Consider the following 20009-nt stretch of genomic DNA (forward strand, 5'->3'; position numbering starts at 1 on the left):
ATCGGGATTCTGCGCGGAGTACCCGCGGCCCGGCGGCATTGGCGATGTCAACGGATCCGGCGCCTATGAGATTATTCCCCCCGATAAAAAACGGGCGGCACTTGAAAAGCGGGCCGGATTGTGGTATTGTATCGTCAGGTCGCGGTTTCTTCCCATCAACACATTTTGCAGGTCGGGAAAACGGGAGGCACTCTTATAATGCGTCGCGGCGGATTCTGCCGCGATGGAAAACATCAGCTTCCACCTCCCGGCGGTCTTCAGGGAACATGTTCCCGAAACAGCCCTTGTTCTCCCCGCTGTCTGCCGGTTTTTCCGCATCGTTTCCGGGCGGAGGGACAATTCCCGCTCCGCCGCTTCTCTTGCGGAAGAGCAGCTGTCATGTATTTCTTTACCGGCACTCCCGTCCATTGGCTTTTTTCACTTTCACCGGCGGGCGCGCCGTTTGCCGGTGCGGCTCCGGTCCATGCGGTTCCGGCGGCGGTCATGATCGCGCTTCTGGCGGCGGCGCTCTGGGCCGGCTGCCGGTTGTTCCGGCGTCTCCGGGAACGGCGCTCCGGAACTTCGGACAGCCGGGAGAATCTGGACAGTTATGTGGAGCAGGAGAAGCTGCTGAACCGGATCTGGGAGCAGCTGATGACCAAGCTCGACGATCAGGACGTGTTCACGGAAATCCTGAAAACCATCGTCGGGCATATGGGCGCCTATACGAGTTACATCTACCGCTCGGATTTCACGGTCGGCCAGGATATCGTCTATGCGCATTTTCAGGCGGGCGACGAACCTGTGGTGCCGTTGGAGGAGTATCCCCGTATGCCGATCAATCCCGATGCCGAATGGTTCAAAATGACCATGAACCGCGAAATCTGGGAGGTGACCGACACCGAAACGGAGGAGGCCAGGCGGATTCAGGGCGAATGGAATTGCCATATGCCGGCCCTGAAGGTCCGCGCCCTCTGCGGCATCGGGCTCCGGCTGAACGGGGAATTCTGGGGATATATGGGGTTTTCGTTTCAGACGCCGCAGAAGCCGCTCTCCGTGCGCCAAAAGTTCCTGCTCTCTTCGATGGCGCATATCACGGAGATTTTCCTTGAACGGAAGCGGAACCGGCAGTCGCTGGACCGCAGCGAGAACGAAAAGCACCTGATTCTCGATACGATGAATATCCCGATCATGCTGTTCGACCCCGGCATGAAGCTGATCCGCTGCAACAACGCCGCGCTGAAAATCGCCGGAATCCCGGAGGAGGAGGTGTACGGCCTCGGTTGTCGCAAAGCCTTCTGCGGAGAGGCGTGCCGTTCGCCGGAGTGTCCGGTCCGGCGCACCCGCGACGACCTCGCCGTCCACACCCGCGAGCTGACGCTGAGGGGGCGCGACTACCTGCTTCGTTCGAATCCGATCATCATCGACGGCAGGCTGGTTTACATCATGAAAACGATGATCGACGTGACCGAATTCAACGCGATACGGAAGGAACTGACCGCCGCATTGGAGCAGGCGCAGGCCGCCAACAAGGCCAAAAGCTGTTTTCTCGCCTCGATCAGCCACGAGATCCGGACGCCGCTGAATGCGGTGATCGGGTTTTCGGAGCTGCTGAAGGGCGGCGGCCTCTCCGAGACGGAACGGGTGGAGTATCTCGATTCGATCAATCTCGCCGGCAACTCCCTGCTCCGGCTGATCAACGATGTGCTCGACCTGTCGAAGCTGGAGGCCGGACAGATGACGCTGACGCCGCAGCCGACCGACGTCGCGGCGCTGCTGCGCGAGGTTCAGGCGATCTTCCGGTACAAGGTTCAGGAGAAACATCTGTTTTTCCGTCTCGACTGCCCGGCCGGGCTGCCGCTGTTTCTGCTGGACAGTCTCCGGCTGCGGCAGATCCTGCTGAATTTGACCGGCAATGCCGTGAAGTTCACCGGGGAGGGGGGAGTTACGCTCTCCGCCGGTTTCACGCCGTCCGGCGGCGGGCGCGGAACGCTCGCCATTCGCGTCCGCGACACCGGCATCGGCATTCCGGAAGAGGCGCAGCAAAGAATTTTCGAACCGTTCGTCCAGAGCGATTCCGCCCGCGATACGCATGTATACGGCGGAACCGGCCTCGGGCTGGCGATCTGCCGGCGGCTGGCCGGACGCATGTCCGGAAAGATTGTGCTGGAGAGCGAGATCGGCAAAGGCAGTTGCTTTACGCTCCTCCTGGAGAATATCGAACCGGCCGGCCGGAAAGAGCTCCGGGACGGCCGGGCGGATGCTCCTCCGCCCTCCGCCCGGCGGAAGCACCGGGTGCTTCTGGTCGACGATGTCCTGCTGAATCTGAAGGTGCTGCAGGCCATGCTCCGCAGGCTCGGCATCGAAAGCGCCTGCGCTTCATCCGGGCGTGAGGCTCTGGAGATTCTGCGGGAGGATACGGATTTCGATCTGATTCTGACCGACCTGTGGATGCCGGAGATGGACGGGGCGGAATTGGCGCGGGAGATACGGTCCCGGCCCGCCGCCGGACGGCTGCCGGTCGTCGTGGTTACGGCCGACACGCAGGCCGGCGGCAAACCGGTCGACTGCTTTTCCGGCATTCTCTACAAGCCGATCACTCTGGAGAGTCTGGAGCGGCTGTTTCCGGCCCGGTGATTCCGGGGAGGAATTGATTCCATTCGAGTTCCTGAGTATACGGCTTGAGTGCGGGAGCATTGATGAGTTTGACGACCGTTTCCCCCGTCTGCACGCCGATCCGGTAAACGCTGTACTGAAAAATATTCAGACTGGCAAAATGGTCGCGGATGCTCAGGGCGCAATCCGCGTCCAGTTGCAGCCAGAGGAGCAGTTCCCGGTTTTCCAGAGTCGAAACGGTATCGATGTGCAGTTTCTTCGGGTCGCAGACGCGGCGCAGCACCTGAAAACAGGTGGGCACGAGCAGGTAGTAGACGATCCATGCTCCGTCGATGTCCCGCAGTTCCTCCTGTCGGCTGTCCGGGAAATTGTGCCGGATGGAGATTTCGCGGATATTCAGCGGGGAGACGCCGTTTTCGAGGAGCGTGTTCCGGTAAGCCCGGATTCCGTCGTTTTCGGCCGGCGACCGGCGGAGGGTGCCGATGACGCCGAATCTGCGGCAGCCGAGCTTCAACTGCCGCAGCGCGGCTTCCCGGCCTGCTTCGGCGTCTTTCATCCGCAGCCGGAAGGTGCCGGGTATTTCCGCCCCGCCCAGAATCGACAGGATGGGCGGGTGGCCGGGATTGTTTTTCAGGAGTCCGGCCAGGCGGTCGGTCCGGTACTCGCCCTCCTGCAGGGTCGGCATGTGAATGATCGCATCGACATTGCGGTAGAACATTCTGTCGAATGCCCCGGCCTCCCGCTCGATTTCATCGCGGGTTGAGGCGAGATAGGTCGCGATGCCCCGGCCGTCCAGAACGTCGGCGATTCCCTCGAGAAGCGCGATGCCGATATATTTCATGCTTGAGCCGCCGATGATGCCGACACAGCCGGAGCGGTGCGTGTGGAATGCGCGGGCGTGGTAATTCGGACGGTAGCCGAGCTCCCGCGCCTCCGCATGAACGTAATCATAGGTTTTCCGGCTCATCTGCGCCGTCTCCGGCGGGTTGTTCAGCGCGCGGGAGACCGATGCGATCGACAGTTTGCAGTGTGCCGCGAATTCCCGTATGTTCATTGTCGTGCCGCCCTTTGCATTCCGGACCGGTTCAGGATGGCCGGGAGGGAAACGCGGCATAACTGATTTCCCCGATCCGGGGCCGGCTCTTCGAGGATGACGATCTTTCTGGTTCGGCGCGGTGCGGGCATTGTTCCTGAAGCTCCGGATGATTGTTCTGTCGTTCCCGTATAATATGCCGGTTTCGATTGCATTTACAAATTTATTTGTCGCAATAAAACTGTTTTCCGGCATGAAACAGGAAAATAACAGGATTTTTTCAGCGGAGTTCCCGGCTTCAACCGGCGCTTTGCCTATCTCCTCCGCATCGGTTGCGGACGGAACCGAACCGGCAGAACAGTTCCCCGGCAACGGTCTGATCATCGTCAGATAGTGCGTTTATCAGTCAGAAATGCGGTTTCACACCTTTCAGGTAGATGATGCCGGAATCAGCGGTGAGGCGTACATTTCCGCCAGTCGTCATCACCTGCACCGGGCGTCCGAGGTAGTCACAGGCGGAAATCAGTTGCCCTGTGGTTTTGAAGGAAGTATCTTTCGGCCGGGAAACTGTCCAAACTGCGGTGACAGGAATTCCGCTTGGCTGTTTCCATACAGCGATGTAGATGCCGTTCTTTTCCGTCAGGCAGAGATCGACGGAACCGGCTGGACGCATCCGGGTCAATGTTGAATAGGCGGTATAGGCCGGTTTGGGAGTCAGATCTGCGCGGAGAATTCCGAAATGGCCCTCGCGGCCCAGAGGGAAAGAGTGCTCCATCGAACGGAAGCTGTAGGTGAATACTTTTGCTGCGCCGGAATTAAATGCGATAAGGAACGTGCGCGGCAACAGTTTTGCCTGCCATTCCGGTGTGGTCCGGTGTGAACTGTCCTGCCAGGACAATGCAATTATATTACCCTTGAGATTGCTGTTGAAGCGGTAGAGGGCAGCAGCCGGAGCATGATATGTACGATCTTTCGACCAAGCGTTCACAAGTGGAATCATTGTGTCACCCGGTTTCAAATTTGCAGTACCGAGATAGCGGGAGACACTTTTGGGAAAGAGATTGCCGCAATCGATGCCGGGAGCATTCTCCAGCAATGTTGTGCCGCGCGGCGCTTTCGGATTTGTCCACCATGCCTCCCAGGACAGATGAAGTTCACGGTAGAACTGATCCGGCATCGCGCGATGGGTGATTGTTCCATCGGGCATGCGGATTCGGTCGAAATAAAATGGAATTCCTCCTCCGGGAATGATCACGGTGCCGCCTTTCCGGAGATAAGTGACTAGCGATTTGACCTCTTTCGACGGAAAACCCTCGTTTGCGGGGAGAAGCAGCAGCGGTTCGCGGCATGGATCGAGTTTTGCGATTTCCGCTAGGGTAATGTACCGTACTTTTCTCTCCTCCCGGAAACAGCTTTGCAGTTCGAGATTCACACATTCAGTCGAATAGTGATATTCCGGATCGTCGATCAGAATGATCGGCAGTGACGGATCGTCGAGGGAAATTTTTTTGAGGGCGGCGGAAATCGTATCGGTATAATCAGGGGCAGGAGCGGTCGAGTACCCGGTTTCTGTCAGCCAGAGCTGTTTGCCGCCGTGTCCGTATTGTTTCATTTTTGCGCGGATGTCGCGCAGCAGAAAAGCGAATTCGGCTTCGGGATAATCCTGCCAGTAATATCGATGGATGTTCAGCACATCGAATGAGTCGGGTGGTGCGAGTTTCAGAAATTCTTCGACTTTATCCATGTCTGCCAGACCGCCGTTGGTGACGACTGCCTCGGGGGCCGCTGCCTTGATGCAATCGTAGCTCTCCTTTAAAATCTTCGCATATTCGGCATGTTTTCCGGAAAATTCGCCGAGGTCGGGTTCATTGATGACTTCCCAGCATGTGATACGGCCTTTGTAACGGTTGACCACTGCGGTCAGATACGTTTTCCATCGGTCCATATGAGCGGCGAGCGGCGTACCCCATTTCGGTTGGAATCCGCCGAGGATCGGCAGGAGGGCGATACCGTTTTTTTCCGCTGCTCCGACAATCGCATCCCAGCGGGAGAAATTCCATTCGCCCGGCTTTGGTTCGACCTGAGCCCAGTCCAGATCAGTGCGGTCGAAACCGATTCGCGCCTCTTTCATCATATGGAGTTCCTCCTGCATTTCAGGATACTCCCAGCGGTTCAGATGAGCGCAGGCGCCATAGGGGGAGTCAGTCACGCCGGGGTGTTCTGCTGCGAATGCGGTGAATCCGGCGGCGAGGAACAGGATTGCTGTCAGCTTTTTCAAGATTTTCTCCATTATCATCAGTTCACGGTTTTCGGGGCAAGGTTCTGTGTGTAGGTGACTTTGACTTTGAGCGCGGTATCGTGTAGTTGCTCCGCAGTCAACGAGGCGATGTGGCCGTCCGCGAAGGAGCAGTTCGCCCGATTTGCGTGCAGCGTGTGGATTCCCTTGCTGCCGTCGAGGTACTCTTGCGAGGACCAGTAGGCGATCTGTTTGCCGGAGGGCGATTCCGCTGAATCTGCGTAAATGATCATGCCGCTCGGCAGCTTCATGCCGCTCACCCGGTAACCGATGAACTCCGGGTTGGTTTGGATCACGATGAAATTCCCGAGCTCGTCCCTCCGGTTTTTCCAGGACTGGTCACCGTAACCTATGCCTCCTGTTCCGCCCGGACGCCACATACCGTAGTTGTTCCAGTCATTGTAGGTTTTGGAATTCGGATTGGACGGGCACAGAAAGCTCGTGTTGTTCGGCAGCAGTTTTGTCTGATTTCGCAGCATCCACATCCAGTATGCTGTCCAGCCGTTCTGTTGAGCGGTGAACACCATGAGATCCCGGTTGTCCAGGGCGTAGAACTGCTGCGCCTTCAGCAACTGACCGAGGTTGTTCTGGCATTTGGTACTTTGCGCTCTGGCGCGTGCCTGCTGAAGCGCCGGCAACAGCATGGATGCGAGGATTGCAATGATTGCGATAACGACTAGTAATTCTATTAAGGTGAACGGCTTGCGCATAATAATGGGTATGTGAAACGAAGCAGGAGTGCCGCCCGGCCAAAAAGTACGGTAGGCGCAGCATAGCGGAAGGGAACGGACTGCACGGTTCGGCGGCAGCCGAAGCGGGCGATGAGTTGGCCACCGCAGGCGGACAAGTAAGGACAAGGCCCTCCGCCGCGGGCGGTAAGGGCGCAACCCACAGGAAATGAAAGCCCGGCACAGAGTAAGAAATGGGGGTGCGGGGAAATGTATTTCCCCCCGCGAATCCCACGACAATGAAGACGGACGAGACCAGGAAGAGCAGACGGAACATTTCTGCCGCTAGAGGCCGAATAAATTCATTAACCAAAAGGAGTTACATTATGAAAAATCGCACACGGAAACATCACATATCCATTATTATGCGCAATTACGATTATATTGTGGCATATCACGAGGAGCTCGATCAGGGTGAAGCTCTTTTTTATGAATGGAATCTCCTTATTGATGAATGGTTTGGATGGTTTCTCGTTCGATCAGGCGGTACGGGTAGAGCCGGGTGCCGGGGGAGGGGAGCTTGCCGAGGATGATGTCGAGCGCATCGCGGCACTGCTGCAGATATTCGCCCGCGACGATGGTGCCGGCCGGATAGACCTGTTCCATGATGCTGCCGTCGTCTTCGCTGATGATGCTGATGTCTTCGGGAATCCGGCAGCCGGCCAGCTGCAGCACGCGCCGCCCGGCGAGGGCCCCGCTGCCGCTGTAATAGATCAGCGCGGTCAGTCCGAGCGAACGGATGTCGTCGAGACGGCTGCGGGTGATTTTTTCCGCCGCCGCCGCCGAGCTCTCCCACGATTTGATCGTCGCCGGGAAATGGGTGACGGCGACGCCGAGCTCCTCCGCCTCCGCCGTGACGCCGGTGAAGCGCAGCCGGGTCAGGTCGCACTCGGGTTCGTTCCGGATGTACCCGACCTTCGTGTGTCCGGCGCGGGCCAGCGCCCGGATGCAGAGCCGCCCGGCCTCTTCCGAGTCGAGCGACAGGATCGTGACGTTTTCCGCCGCGTTTTCATAGAGGTTGCTGCTGTTGATCATGACGACCGGACAGGGCAGGCGGTTCAGGTAGCCGATCAGTTCTTCGGATTTGGCGCCGGGGTCGGAGTTCATGACGATTCCGGCCAGCTCCCGCGCCTTGCCGACCGATTCGATGATGGCGATCAGGTTCGACTCGCGTTCGATGCGGTGGTTGATGATCGGAATTTTGAGCTGGCGTGCATATGAGAGAATCGTGTGCTCCATGTTCCAGAGCGATTCCGCGAAGTAGTCGGTCCGCAGGTACAGCACGGCTTTGCCGGAGCCGGCGAGCTCTTCGGGGAAGCTCTCCTCCCGGGCCGCCGCGCTGCAGCTGACCATGCCGGAGCCGCGGCGGCAGCGCACGACGCCCTCCCGTTCGAGATCGCGGATCGCCCGGGTCACCGGAGATTGCGAGGCGCCGAATTTCCGCATGAGCTCCTGCACCGTCGGCATTTTAAGACGCGACTCCGGCTTCAGGGCCTCTTCGAGAAGAAAGCTCCGGATTCGGTCGTATTTGCTGAATGTGGTCTGTTCCATAGGTCGATATAATTTTTATTTAAAAGTAATATATTGATATAATTTTCTCTTTTATATTATGACCGAACCGGATCGAAAAGTCAAGCGTTTTTCGATTTTTTTTGGAAAATAATGTGCTATATTACCGAAAGTTGCCGGAATTTTCACTTCTTCCATGAAAAGGGGGGTGCCTGATGTCGTCTGTTCGCCGTGCCGTCGTTTTCGTCGTCCTGATTCTGGCCGCGGGGGCGGCCGCTGCCGCCGCGCCGGTCACTCCCTCCGTTGAGGTGCTGCTCAAAAAACATGCGGAGCTGCTGGCCGGCAGGCGGATCGGGCTCATCACGAATCAGACCGGCGTCGATTCGCAGCTTCGTTCGACGGCGGACCTGCTGCACGCCGACCCGCGTTTCAGGCTGGTCGCCCTGTTCGGACCCGAACACGGCATCCGCGGCGGCGCCGAAGCCGGGGAAAAGGTCGGCGACCGGCGCGACCCCGCGACCGGGCTGCCGGTCTATTCGCTCTATTCCGGCAGCGGCCGGGGGCCGTCTCCCGAGGCGCTGGCGGAGATCGACGTGCTGGTCTGCCATATCCAGGACATCGGCTGCCGTTCCTACACGTATGTCTGGACGATGGCGCTCGCCATGAAAGCGGCGGCCGCCGCCGGCAAGCTGTTCGTCGTGCTGGATGTGCCGAATCCGGTGCTGGCGGCCGGCGTGGACGGCGGTCCGCGCGAGGAGGAGGTGAAGTCGTTCATCGGGCTCTATCCGGTGCCGTACGTTTACGGCTTGACGGCCGGGGAGCTGGCGCGCTATCTGAATGAGGCGGAGGGGATCAACTGCGAGCTCGTCGTCATACCGATGGAAAATTACCGCCGCGACATGAGCTGGGCGGAAACCGGGCTTCCGTGGGTGCCGACCTCTCCGAACATCCCGTCTCCCGAGGCGGCGGTCTGCTATCCGCTGACCGGACAGCTCGGCGAGCTCGGCGAGGTCAACATCGGCGTCGGCTGGACGCTGCCGTTCCAAGTGGTCGGCGCGCCGTACCTGGATGCGCGCGCAATGGCGCGGGAGCTGAACGGGCGCAACTTCGAGGGGATTCTCTTTCGCCCGATCCACTATCGGCCCACCTGCGGCGTGTTCGCCGGCGAAGACATTCACGGCGTGCAGCTGCATGTGACGGATGTGAAACGCCTGCGGCCGGTCGAAATCGCCTATGCGGTCATGGAGTATGTCGTCCGGCAGGAAGGGTTCCGCTGGCCCGAAAAGCGGCTGGACATGTTCGCGAAGGCGACCGGCTCGAAACGGACTCAGCCGGAGCTGGCGGCCGGGAAGAAGGCGGCCGAATTCGTCGCGGAGTGGCAGCCGTATCTGCAAACATTCCGCGAAAAAACCGCGTCCTGTCTGATTTACCCGTAAACCCGGGGCGGAATTCAGGACTTCCGGGCTGCCGCGACGCTTTCGCGCAGGATGAGGTTATAGGGCAGCACGGTCCGGACCGGTGCTTTCTGGCCGTCGAGGCGCGCTTCGATGATGTCGGCGGTCGCGGCCGCCATCGCGGCGTAGTCCGGCGAAATCGTGGTCTGGGGCGGTACGGCGTAGTGCGAAAAGAAAGTCTGCTCCGAAGCGATCAGCGAAATGTCTTCCGGAACGCGCCGCCCGTAGAGGGAGAATGCATAAAGCATGACGATTCCGGCATTTCCGCCCGGGCAGAACAGCGCGTCTACCCCCTGCTTCAGGAGCTTTCCGGCCAGTTCGACATATTTGTCCGATCCGGGGCCGGAGAGCAGAATCAGCGAATCGTCGGCCGGAAATCCGCGGGATTTCAGCGCCCGGACGATCGCGTTCCGGCGGATATCCGTGTTGCCGGTTCCGGCCGAGCCGTGGACGATGCAGCCGATTTTCCGGCAGCCTCGCTCGTACAGATGGTCGATCGCGATGCGCATGCCCTGTTCTTCATCGGAACGGACGAAATACACTCCGGCGGGATTGCCCGTCCCCTCGCGGTCCATGAGGACCAGCGGCACCGGGAACCGGTCCGGCCAGTCGCGGAAGTCGGCCGGTTCCGCGCCGATCGCGACAGCCGCGCAGAACTGGATGCTGTCGAGCCGTTCGCGGTTGTTGACCGGCAGAATCTCAAGCCGGAAATTGCGGCGCGGAAGTTCCTGCGTCAGCGCCATCAGGATCATGTCCACGCAGCTCTGCACCGGGTAGACCGAATGGTATGGGGTGAGGATGACCACGTTTCTCTGCCGGGTTGACAGCCGCGGGTGATAACCGTACTGCCGGGCCACGGCGAACACATGCTCACGCACCTCGGGGCGGATGCTCGGATGATGGCTGAATACCCGGGAGACGGTCGCGGTCGAGACGCCGGCCAGTTTGGCGATTTCCTGAATTTTCATGAGCGCTTTTTCCTGTTTTATGATTCATTTACAATATATCGCGTTTTTTACGAAAACAAATCGATGTTTGCGTTTTCTTTTTCAGAAAGACGGAGATGCCGGGCTTGTCCCGGCCCTCGGGACGTGATATCTTGTTTACAGAGAAACCGGAAGGTGATGGCATATTGATATCGTCGAAATATGGGCAATGCCTCTCCGATCCGAGGTCCGTGGCCGAAGGGGGGCCGCTTTTTGTAAAACAATAAACAATGCCTTTCTCGAAGGTGCGAGTACGGCGGAGCCGCACGGGACACCGGAGACGAGCACGACACGCAGTGTCGGGCATGGTCTTTTGAGACGAGCACGACACGCAGTGTCGGGCATGGTCTTTTGAGACGAGCACGACACGCAGTGTCGGGCATGGTCTTTTGAGACGAGCACGACACGCAGTGTCGGGCACGATCTCTTCAGAGAGCGGGGCCCCGAAAAGTATCATCCGTCGCGCAAGCGCAGTGGATGACAGGCCCGACTTGTCCTCCGCAGCCTCGGCGAAGGAGGAAGGGGGGCAACTTTTGAGAAAAATATAAACAATGCCTTTCTCGAAGGTGTGAGTACGGCGGAGCCGCACGGAACACCGTAGAGCGGGGCCCCCGAAAAGTACCCGAAGCTTTTGGGCATTCGGCCCAAAAGACCCGAGGCCCGTGGCCGAAGGGTGGCAACTTTTTGGGGAACATGGGAGGTTATCATGACCGGCAAAGTGATCTGTATCCGTGAGAAGGGGAAAGCGGTGCTCGAAGAGTGCCCTGTTCCGGAGCCCGGTCCGGGCGAAGTGCTGATCGAAAACGATTACACCGTAATCAGTGCGGGGACCGAGCGCGCGAACCTGGTTGCGCTGCCGAACACCGGAACCTGTCCGGGCGGATATTCCGGCAGGGAGAAGGGCGGTTTCCCGTTCTGGCCCGGCTACTGCGGAGCGGGACGGATCGTGAAGCTCGGCAGGGAGGTCGAAGCCTTCCGGCCGGGCGACCGCGTTATCGTCAGCTGGGGCGGACACCGCACGCACTCGGTCAAAAAAGCGGCGGAGCTTGTGCGGATCGATGATGAACGGATCGATACGCTCGATGCGTCGTTCGCGCACATCGCGTCGTTCGCATTCCTCGGCGTCCGCAAACTGCGGCTCGAGGTCGGGGAGTCGGTCATGATCGCGGGGCAGGGGATTCTCGGGGTCTTTGCGCTGCAGTTCGCGGCGCTCTCCGGGGCGATTCCGCTCTTCGCGTCGGATTTCGACCCGGCGCGGCGGAAACTCGCCCTCGAACTCGGCGCCACCGCCGCATTCGTGCCGGATGAAACGCTGGCGGAGCGGGTCATGGCCGCCACCGGCGGCGCGGGCGTGAATGCCGCGGTTGAAGTGACCGGCAGCGCGAAGGCACTGCAGCAGGCGCTCGAATACATCGCCTGGGAGGGGCGCATTTCGCTGCTCGGCTGCACACGGATTTCGGATGTGCCGATCGATTTCTACAAATATGTCCACCGCCGCGGAATCACGCTCATCGGCGCGCATACTTCGACCCGGGCGAAAACCGAGTCGGCGCCGGGACGCTGGACCGAACAGGACGATTACCGGACCTTCCTGAAACTGGTCGCGGCAGGCCGGCTGAAGATCCGTCCGCTGATCTCCGAAATCGTCTCTCCGGAACGGGCGCCGGAGGTTTACGCGCGTCTGGCGGACGATCCGAAGGTGCCGCTCGGCATCGTGTTCGACTGGGCGAAAATCAGGTGAGGCGAATCATGGTGATTTCAGACGGGACGGCTTCTTCGCCGGAGGAGCGGCTGGAAAACGCCCGGCGGGAGGCTCAGACGCAGATCGCTTCCGGGCTGATCCAGGGGGCTGTCATCGCCGTCGCGGGCGGTCCCGCCGCCGCGGCGGGGCTCCAGTGCGTCCACCCTGCGGAGAAGCCGATGACGGTGCACTCCCGCTTCGACATCGCTTCGGTCGGCAAGGTGTTCACGGCTGCCTGCTGCGCTTTGCTGGCGGCGGACGGGGAGCTGGAGCCGGACGCGCCTTTCACCAGATATCTGCCGGAACATGTTCTGGGGAAAAGCTGCAATATTACGGTCCGGGATCTTGCAATGCACGCGGGCGGATTCGACAACAGCAAACCGTATGATTCGGATGACGTCGAAATTTTCAACCGGGAGCTTTTCGGCAAGCGTCCCGTCCGGCCGCGCCTGGAGGCTTTCGAGTATGCGTGTTCGAATTTCATTCTTCTCGGAAAAATAGCCGAACGGATTTCCGGGACGGATCTGGACACGCTGGCCCGGGAGCGCATCTGGAAGCCGCTGGGGATGGACAGGACGCAGTGGCTCCCGCCGGGGGACGGCGACGATGAAGTCGAACACTGGTTCCCGAACCGTCCCGCCGGCCGGCACAACGACGGCACCTGTTATCTGTGTCCGTTCCCGCTCGGGAGCGGCAGCTGTTTTTCAACCGCGCGGGATCTGCTTTTATTCGCGCGGGATATTCTCGAGCGCGGCCGCTTTCCCGGCGCGTATTATGACCTGATTACGAGTTGCCGGTTTGCGAAGAACGGCATCCGGCGCAGTTTCGGGTGGGATATGACGGACTCCCTGCGGCCGAGGGGGCTTTCGGCCGGAACGATTTTCCACTCCGGCTGGACGGGGCAGACGCTCTGCATCGACCCCGCAACAAAGTTCGCCGCCGTCGTTCTGACCTCGCGGACGGGGGATCATGAGGAAGCCCGCGCCGGGAGAAAGCGCATCATCGAAGCGCTGTATGGAACCCCGCCCGTTTGAGGCGCGGAATGTTTTCCGTTTCGGAGTGATCAATTACTAAGGGGATAGTATGTTAATGCCATCGAAATATTAACAATGGAGGAAATCTATGAAGGAAGTCGGGAAGAATCGCCGGGTTCTGGTTCTCGGCGGCACGGGGGCGATGGGGGTCTATCTGGTGCCGGAGCTGGCGTCGCTGGGCTGCACAGTCCGCGTGGTTTCGCTGGATGACGTCGTGTCGAACGATCCGAACGTCTCCTATGTCAGGGCCGATGCGCATGACATCGGGTTCATGGAGAAGCTGCTGGCGGAGAAGTTCGACGCGATCGTCGATTTCATGATCTATTCGACGGAGGAGTTCCGCTGCCGGCACGAGCTTCTGCTGAAGAACACCGGACACTACATTTTCCTGTCGTCCTACCGCGTGTACAGCGGCGGCGTTCCGGTGACGGAAGAGACGCCGCGGCTGCTGGACGTATCGGAAGACCGGGAGTTCCTGGCGACCGAGGATTACTCCCTTTACAAAGCGCGCGAGGAGGACATCCTGCAGAACTCCGGATATGAAAACTGGACGATCGTCCGCCCGGCCATCACCTATTCGAAGTTCCGTTACCAGCTGGTCACGCTGGAGGCGCCCGTCCTGATCGCGCGGGCGCTGGCGGGACTGCCGGTCGTGCTCCCCCGCGAGGCGCTCGCCGTGCAGGGGACGATGAACTGGGCGGGAGATGTGGCCCGGATGTTCTCACGGCTGCTGTTCAATCCGGCGGCCGTGCGCGAATGCTTCACGCTGGCCACCGCCGAGCACCACGCCTGGGGCGAGATTGCGGAGTACTACAAAGAGATCATCGGCTTGGAATATGTCGCCGCCGATACGGAAGATTACATAGGAATCATGGGCGGAAGCTGCTGGGCCCGCTACCAGCTTAATTACGACCGGATGTTCAACCGGGTCGTCGACAACTCCAAACTTCTGCGCGTGACCGGCCTGAGGCAGGAGGAACTTATGCCGCTCCGGCAGGGGCTCGAGCGGGAACTCGCCGCCCTGCCGCGGAACACCGTCTGGCCGGATGCCGGCGCGGTCTGGAAACGCATGGACGATTATCTCAAAAAACACAGGAGCTGAATGTTATGGAAAAGATCAGAATCGGTCAGATCGGCATTTGCCACGAGCATGCGGCAGGCAAGATGCATACGCTGCGGCTGCTGCCGGAGGTGTTCGAGGTCGTCGGCGTCGTCGACGACCGCGGTTCGGCTGCGGCGCAGTTCCCGAGCGGCGACCTGACGCCTTATGACGGTCTCCGATGGATGAGCGAAGAGGAGCTGTTCGCCGTGCCGGGACTCCGGGCGGTCGTCATCGAGACGCCCAATCTGGAGCTGGTTCCGACGACGTTCCGCTGCCTCGAACACAATCTGCCGGTCCACATGGACAAGCCCGGCGGCGACGACCTCGCGGCATTCGACCGTCTGCGGCAGGGGTTCGAGGAGCGGAACCTGCCGTTCCAGATGGGCTATATGTTCCGCGGCAACCCGGCCATGCAGTGGATTCTCGACGCGGCCCGGAAAGGGTGGCTCGGGGAGATCTTCGAAGTGCAGGCGAGCATGAGCCACAACTACGGCGGGGAGGAGTATCAGGCATACATCGGCCGCCTGCCGGGCGGAATCATGTTCAATCTCGGCTGTCACCTGATCGATTTCGTCATTTCGCTGCTCGGGCGCCCGTCCGGCGTCACTCCGTTCCTGAAGTCGGCGCCGGGGGACCCTGACCGGATTCTGAACAACTGCGTGGCCGTGCTCGAATATCCGCACGCGACGGCGACGCTGCGGGCGTGCAGCCGCGAGGCCGGCGGTCTCGACCGGCGGCTGAAAGTCTGTGGAACGAAGGGTTCGGTCGATCTCTGCCCGCTCGAACGGTTCGACGGGCAGCCGCTCGAGATGAAGCTGTTTCTGGCGGAAGGCAATGACACGTTCGCTTCCGGCGCCCATACGCTTTCATTCGGTCCCGTGCGCGACCGCTATGAAACGCAGCTTCTCGAGCTGGCCCGGATGGTTTCCGGGGAGATTCCGAATCCCTGCGACCGGCGGCACGACACGCTTGTCGAAGAGGTGCTGCTCGCCGCCTCCGGCTGCATGCAATATCAATCACGGAGATGAATGACATGAAACGAACCTTTCTGAATCAGTCCCATCCGGTCGTCACCGGAATTTTCTGCGGGCAGACTCCGGCGGAGCTGATCGCCGAAGCGCGGAACTGCGAATTCGAGGGCGCGGACGGCATTGCCGTCGAGCTGCGCGACCTGAAGGCCGAATACCGCAACGCCGAATCGCTGAAAAGCGTTGTCGACGCGGTGAACCTGCCGTTCATGTTCGTCTTTTACCGCAACGATACGCAGCAGAATCTGGACGACGACGCACGGCAGGAGGTGCTGCTCGCCGCCGCCGATGCCGGAGCCTCGGTCATCGACGTGATGGGCGACCTTTACGACCCGTCGCCGATGGAGCTCACCCGCAATCCGGCCGCCGTCGACAGACAGAAGCGGCTGATCGACCGGATTCACGCCAAAGGCGCCGACGTGGTTATTTCGTCCCATATGCAGTGTTCGCGGACGGCGGAACAGGTGCTGGAGCACCTGCGTGAAGTCGAATCGCGCGGCGCGGATATCGTGAAGATCGTGACCGCCGTCAACACCGATGAGGAACTGGCCGAGGCGTTCCGCACGACGCTGATGCTGAAACGGGAGCTCAGGACACCGTTCATCCACCTCTGCAACGGCGCTTACAGCCGCCCGCACCGTTTCATGGGGCCGGCGCTCGGCGTTTCGGTCCTGTTCGCAGTGTCGCACTACGAGCCGCGATACGGCATGGGCCAGCCGACGGTCCGCGCCTTGAAGACCGTTCTCGAAAATATGCGCTGGAACATCAACGACCTGAAATAGCGAAAGGAGCCGCCCATGGAAAAACGTCTGATCGGAAAGGTCGCCCTCGTCACCGGTTCGAGCGGGGTCATCGGCCCCGCGATCGTGCGCCGCCTTGCGGCGGAGGGAGCGGTCGTGGCAGCGACCGACCGTTCGCTTGAAACGGCGCGGGCGGTTGCGGATGAAGCGGCTGCATCGGGTGGGGAGGTCCGGGCGTTCGCGCTCGACGTGACCGATGCGGCGCAGGTCGATTCTGCGTTCGCCGCAGTGGAGGCCGGACTCGGCCCTGTCGATATTCTGGTGAACAACGCCGGTTTCGTCCGGAAAAGCTCCGACCCGTTCCAGCTGGTGGAAGAGGAGCTCTGGAGCCGGATTCTCGATGTGAACCTCGGCGGCGTCATCCGCTGCTGCCGCCGGGTGCTCGGCGGAATGATCGCGCGCAGATACGGCAAAATCATCAATCTCGGCTCGATCGCCGGCGTCTCCGGGCTGCCGGGGTGGGCGGATTACGCAGCCTCCAAAGGCGGCGTAATCGCCTTCAGCAAGACGATTGCAATGGAGGCCGGGGCGCATGGAGTCACCGTCAACTGCGTTTCGCCGGGCATGATCGGCGTGGAGTCGGGGGAGAACCGGGGAACCTGGCTGGGACGCTCCGGCACCGGGGAAGATGTTGCCGGGGTGATCGCTTTTCTGGCCTCTCCCGAAGCGGATTACATCACCGGCTGCAATTATATGGTGGACGGCGGCCGGGTGGTCGGTCCGAAAAACGCTTCATGGAATGAATGACCGGAAAATGGAAAGTGCTGGAAATATGGAATTTAAAGGGAAAACCGCGATTGTGACCGGCGCCGCTTCGGGGATGGGGCTGCTTTCCGCCCGGAAGCTGGCCGAAGGCGGCGCGAGCGTCGTGCTCTGCGACGTGAACGCCGAGCGGGTCGAAGCCGCGGCGGAGGAGATCCGCCGGAACGGCGGAAAAGCCTTCGCCGTCAAAGTGGATGTCCGCCGTTACGAGGAGGTTGAGGCCGCCGCGAAGTTCACGGTGGAGAGCTGCGGGCGGATCGATATCCTCATCAACTGCGCGGGCGGTTACTGCGGGCGGATCTTCGGCCGTTCCGAGAGTTTCAAGGATCTGCCGGTCGAGGTCCTCGAGTGGGGGGCCGACGTCAATTTCAAGGGGCCGATCTGGTTCTGCCGCGCCGTGTTCAACACGATGGCGGAGCAGAAGGGCGGCGTCATCATCAACCTCGGTTCGATCGACGGGGTGACCGGCGGGGCCGTCGTCTACGGCGCGGCCAAGGCGAGCATGATCGGGCTGACGAAGTCGCTGGCGATTCTCGGCGCGCCGTACAATATCCGCGCCTGCTGCGTGTCGCCCGGCCCGGTCCTGACCCGCCCGGCGATGGCCGGCATGGCGACTTTGCTGAAGCGCGCCGCCGAGCCGGCCGAGGTGGTGGATCTGATCCTCTACCTCTGTTCGGAGAAGGCCGCCTTCATCACCGGCAGCAACTATCTGATTGACGGCGGCCGCGCCTGCGGCGGAGCCTGCTATATTGAAAAGGAGTGAGTTTTTATGAATGCGATGCTGATTGACGCCGGCGGCCGCCTGGCGAAAACCGTTGTCCCGGACCCTGTCCGCAGGGAGGGGGAAGTTCTGATCGAGGTCCATGCCGCCGCCGTGAACCGCGCCGACCTGATGCAGTGCGACGGCAATTATCCGCCGCCGCCGGGCTGGCCGGAGTGGCCCGGGCTCGAGGTCGCCGGGGTTGTGCTTGAGACGCCGGATTCCTCGCGCTTCAGGCCCGGCGACCGGGTCTGCGCGTTGCTCGGCGGGGGAGGGTATGCCGAAAAGATCGCCGTTCCGGAGGGGATGGTTCTGCCGGCTCCGGACGGGCTCTCGATGGAAGAGGCGGCGGCCGTCCCCGAAGTGTTTGCGACCTCCTATCTTAATTTCGTGATTGAAGCCGGGATGAAGGCCGGGGATACGGTGTTCGTTCAGGCCGGGGCGAGCGGGCTCGGCATCGCCGCGATCCAGCTTGCGAAGTGCGCCGGATGCCAAGTCGTCACTACGGTCGGCACGCCGGAGAAGGCCGCTTTCGTCCGTGCGCTCGGGGCCGATGTCGTCGTGAATCACCGGACGGACGACCTCGGCGCGGCGCTCGATGCGAACCCGCCCGACATTGTGCTCGACTGCGTCGGCGGCTCGGAGTTCGGGGCGCTTTTCACGAAAATGGCGATGCGCGGACGCTGGATTCAGATTGCGGCGCTCGGCGGCGCCCGTTCGGAGATTTCGCTCGATACGGTGTTCCGCAAGAATCTCCGGCTGATCGGCAGCACGCTGCGGAGCCGCACGAACGAGATGAAACGTGAAGTGCTGCGTTCCCTGGAGCGCGAGTACTGGCCGAAGTTCGCGTCCGGCGCGATCCGTCCGGTCATTTTCCGCGTTCTGCCGCTCGAAGAGGCGGCCGGGGCGCACGGAATCCTGCGCCGCCGCGAGAACATCGGCAAGGTGGTTCTTCGCGTCCGCTGAGTTCCGGCAGATCGATTTTTCGGGATGTTTTGCCGAAGAGAGGATTGCATTTTCCTTTTTTGCGATTACACTAAAAGGATGACAATTTTTTACGTCTTCCCATAGGGAAGCGGGCAACTATCTGGAAAGACATGGGATTATGAGCGGAAAAGTGATCGGCGGAGCCGTGATCGGCTACGGCGGGATGGGGGGATTCCATTCCGAAAAGATGCAGAGTGTGGACGGAGTCGAGCTGCTCGGCGTGTACGACATCGACCCCGAACGGAACGAACTGGCGGAGAGCAGGGGCATCCATGCTTATCCGTCGCGCGAGGCGCTGCTGGCCGATCCGAAGATCGGGCTCGTGACGGTTGCGACGCCGAACGACGTTCACAGGGAGATCGTGATCGCCGCGCTCGCGGCCGGCAAGAACGTGATCTGCGAGAAGCCGGTCGCGATGGACAGCGCGGAGCTTGAGGAGATGATCGCCGCCGCGAACAGATACGGCCGGCTTTTCACGGTTCACCAGAACCGCCGCTGGGACGAGGATTATCTGACCATGCGGAAGATCGTCGAGGCGGGCGAGCTCGGCAATGCGTACCGCATCGAGTCGCGCGTGCACGGTTCGCGCGGCATTCCGGCCGGCTGGCGCGAAGAGAAGGCGCACGGCGGCGGCATGGTGCTCGACTGGGGCGTGCATCTGCTCGACCAGATGCTGACCATGATGGGGGACCGCAAGCTGCTTTCGGTCTATGCCACGATGACCAATATCACGAATGACGAGTGCGACGACGGCTTCACCGCGCAGGTGAAGTTCGAGAACGGTCCGGAGTGGATCGTCGAAGTCGGCACCTGCAACTATATCGAAATGCCGCGCTGGTACGCCTTCGGCGACAGCGGTTCTCTGATCATCCGCAACTGGGATTGCGACGGCGAGATCGTGAAGATCTACAACCGCGGCGAGGACGATGTTCCGCCGGTGCTGGCCGGCGCCGGCCTGACCCGGACCATGGCGCCGCGCAATGAGCAGACCGTCGAGAAGTTCCCGATTGAAAGGGTCAAGTCGGACTGGGCCGAATATTACAGGAACGTGATCGCGACCCTGAACGGAAAAGCGGAGATCGTGGTTACCCACGACCAGCTCCGCCGTTCGATGAAGCTGATCGAAGCGGTCTTTGAATCTGCCCGGAAGAACGAAGTCGTCAAGTTCTGAAGCGCTCCGGGCGGCATCTGACG

The 20009-nt window shown here is 60.8% G+C and carries 17 protein-coding genes; 11 read left to right on the forward strand and 6 right to left on the reverse strand.

Features of this window, described 5'->3' with window-relative positions; all coding sequences use genetic code 11:
- Positions 1–63 precede the first annotated feature (63 nt).
- Positions 64–234, reverse strand: coding sequence for a hypothetical protein (locus FYJ85_RS23000; RefSeq protein WP_206213006.1), 171 nt, complete (start codon positions 232–234; stop codon positions 64–66).
- A gap of 144 nt (positions 235–378) precedes the next feature.
- On the opposite strand from FYJ85_RS23000, the gene FYJ85_RS06800 reads away from it, so the two are divergent.
- On the forward strand, positions 379–2616 hold the full coding sequence (locus tag FYJ85_RS06800; RefSeq protein WP_206213007.1) for an ATP-binding protein: 2238 nt from the start codon (positions 379–381) through the stop codon (positions 2614–2616).
- On the opposite strand, the gene FYJ85_RS06805 is transcribed toward FYJ85_RS06800, so the two are convergent.
- The 4 genes from FYJ85_RS06805 to FYJ85_RS06820 form a co-directional block, all read right to left on the reverse strand.
- A complete protein-coding gene (locus FYJ85_RS06805) occupies positions 2576–3649 on the reverse strand; it encodes a LacI family DNA-binding transcriptional regulator (protein WP_158703764.1) in 1074 nt (357 codons plus the stop codon). The genes FYJ85_RS06800 and FYJ85_RS06805 overlap by 41 nt on opposite strands.
- A gap of 385 nt (positions 3650–4034) precedes the next feature.
- Positions 4035–5906 (reverse strand): beta-galactosidase, encoded by a 1872-nt coding sequence (locus tag FYJ85_RS06810; RefSeq protein WP_206213008.1) that lies wholly within the window; start codon positions 5904–5906, stop codon positions 4035–4037.
- 17 nt (positions 5907–5923) lie between these two features.
- On the reverse strand, positions 5924–6634 hold the full coding sequence (locus FYJ85_RS24180; RefSeq protein ID WP_154417474.1) for a type II secretion system protein: 711 nt from the start codon (positions 6632–6634) through the stop codon (positions 5924–5926).
- Between the two features lie 462 nt (positions 6635–7096).
- Complete coding sequence (locus FYJ85_RS06820; protein ID WP_106052328.1) at positions 7097–8203, reverse strand: GntR family transcriptional regulator; 1107 nt, start codon at positions 8201–8203, stop codon at positions 7097–7099.
- Between the two features lie 173 nt (positions 8204–8376).
- On the opposite strand from FYJ85_RS06820, the gene FYJ85_RS06825 reads away from it, so the two are divergent.
- On the forward strand, positions 8377–9597 hold the full coding sequence (locus FYJ85_RS06825; protein ID WP_154417476.1) for an exo-beta-N-acetylmuramidase NamZ family protein: 1221 nt from the start codon (positions 8377–8379) through the stop codon (positions 9595–9597).
- A gap of 14 nt (positions 9598–9611) precedes the next feature.
- Here FYJ85_RS06825 and FYJ85_RS06830 read toward each other — a convergent pair whose 3' ends face one another.
- Positions 9612–10583: a LacI family DNA-binding transcriptional regulator gene (locus FYJ85_RS06830; RefSeq protein WP_154417478.1), complete on the reverse strand. Its 972-nt coding sequence runs from the start codon at positions 10581–10583 to the stop codon at positions 9612–9614.
- Between the two features lie 724 nt (positions 10584–11307).
- Here FYJ85_RS06830 and FYJ85_RS06835 point away from each other — a divergent pair.
- The 9 genes from FYJ85_RS06835 (at position 11308) to FYJ85_RS06875 (ending at position 19986) form a co-directional block, all read left to right on the forward strand.
- Positions 11308–12342, forward strand: coding sequence for a zinc-dependent alcohol dehydrogenase (locus FYJ85_RS06835; protein WP_154417480.1), 1035 nt, complete (start codon positions 11308–11310; stop codon positions 12340–12342).
- Positions 12343–12350: 8 nt separating this feature from the next.
- Positions 12351–13376, forward strand: a complete 1026-nt coding sequence (locus FYJ85_RS06840; RefSeq protein WP_106052323.1) for a serine hydrolase domain-containing protein — start codon at positions 12351–12353, stop codon at positions 13374–13376.
- 88 nt (positions 13377–13464) lie between these two features.
- Entirely contained in the window at positions 13465–14478 is a 1014-nt protein-coding gene (locus FYJ85_RS06845; protein ID WP_154417482.1) for an NAD-dependent epimerase/dehydratase family protein, read from the forward strand.
- A 5-nt stretch (positions 14479–14483) separates the two neighbouring features.
- Positions 14484–15506, forward strand: coding sequence for a Gfo/Idh/MocA family protein (locus FYJ85_RS06850; RefSeq protein WP_154417484.1), 1023 nt, complete (start codon positions 14484–14486; stop codon positions 15504–15506).
- Positions 15507–15511: 5 nt separating this feature from the next.
- Positions 15512–16288, forward strand: coding sequence for a type I 3-dehydroquinate dehydratase (locus tag FYJ85_RS06855; RefSeq protein WP_106055670.1), 777 nt, complete (start codon positions 15512–15514; stop codon positions 16286–16288).
- 15 nt (positions 16289–16303) lie between these two features.
- Positions 16304–17053 (forward strand): SDR family NAD(P)-dependent oxidoreductase, encoded by a 750-nt coding sequence (locus FYJ85_RS06860; protein WP_154417486.1) that lies wholly within the window; start codon positions 16304–16306, stop codon positions 17051–17053.
- 25 nt (positions 17054–17078) lie between these two features.
- Positions 17079–17831, forward strand: a complete 753-nt coding sequence (locus FYJ85_RS06865) for an SDR family NAD(P)-dependent oxidoreductase (protein WP_206213009.1) — start codon at positions 17079–17081, stop codon at positions 17829–17831.
- Between the two features lie 6 nt (positions 17832–17837).
- Positions 17838–18794: an NAD(P)H-quinone oxidoreductase gene (locus tag FYJ85_RS06870; protein ID WP_154417490.1), complete on the forward strand. Its 957-nt coding sequence runs from the start codon at positions 17838–17840 to the stop codon at positions 18792–18794.
- Between the two features lie 139 nt (positions 18795–18933).
- Positions 18934–19986 carry a Gfo/Idh/MocA family protein gene (locus tag FYJ85_RS06875; protein WP_154417492.1) on the forward strand — a complete coding sequence of 351 codons (1053 nt, stop codon included), beginning with the start codon at positions 18934–18936 and terminating at the stop codon, positions 19984–19986.
- The last annotated feature ends 23 nt before the right edge of the window (positions 19987–20009 follow it).

This window comes from Victivallis lenta, from assembly GCF_009695545.1.
Classification (GTDB): domain Bacteria; phylum Verrucomicrobiota; class Lentisphaeria; order Victivallales; family Victivallaceae; genus Victivallis; species Victivallis lenta.